A 524-nucleotide genomic window follows, 5' to 3' on the forward strand; every position below is an offset into this window, starting at 1 on the left:
TGTAATGACCCACTGAATTCCTGCTCAAGTGTTACTTTCCCTGAAGGAGACACCAATGAGCGAAGTGATGGAAGCAGAGATCAAGCGCTGGACCGCCCGGCGCAAGTCTGCTCTGGTCCTTGAGATCATCCAAGGCAAGAGGACGGTGGCTGCTGCCAGCCGCCAGTTCGACCTGACTCCGGCTGAGATCGAAAGCTGGGTCGAAGAGGGCAAGCGCGGCCTGGAGAACGCGCTGAGGGCCAAGCCGGAGGACGTGCGCGAGCAGTACGAGCGCCAGCTGAAGGACCTGCAGGAGGCCTACGGCGAGGCCATGCTGGAGATCCGTGCGCGAAAAAAGCTGGTATCCCTGCTGGGAAAGGACGAGAGCTGATGCTCTCGGTCCAGCAGGGCCTGAAGGAAGAAGGTGTTTCAGTTCCGATGACCAAGCTGTGCCAGTGGTTCGGCGTGGCACGTCGCACGATGTACTACACGCCGACCAGCTCGCCCGCCAAGGTGAAGCCGGAGTTGGCTGAGCCAATCAAGGA

Annotated in this window: 1 protein-coding gene; it reads left to right on the forward strand. The window is 60.3% G+C overall.

Annotated features, from left to right (window positions below; translation table 11 throughout):
- Nucleotides 1–55 precede the first annotated feature (55 nt).
- The gene (locus XarbCFBP7408_RS22115; protein ID WP_104563050.1) at nucleotides 56–370 is read left to right on the forward strand and encodes a DUF1153 domain-containing protein; all 315 of its coding nucleotides are present in this window, start codon (nucleotides 56–58) and stop codon (nucleotides 368–370) included.
- The last annotated feature ends 154 nt before the right edge of the window (nucleotides 371–524 follow it).

The organism is Xanthomonas arboricola pv. guizotiae (assembly GCF_002940205.1).
GTDB lineage: Bacteria > Pseudomonadota > Gammaproteobacteria > Xanthomonadales > Xanthomonadaceae > Xanthomonas > Xanthomonas arboricola_C.

What these genes read in the sequence shown, in the direction of transcription:
- XarbCFBP7408_RS22115 (WP_104563050.1), top strand. Translation starts at nt 56, where the DNA reads ATGAGCGAAGTGATGGAAGCAGAGATCAAGCGCTGGACCGCCCGGCGC.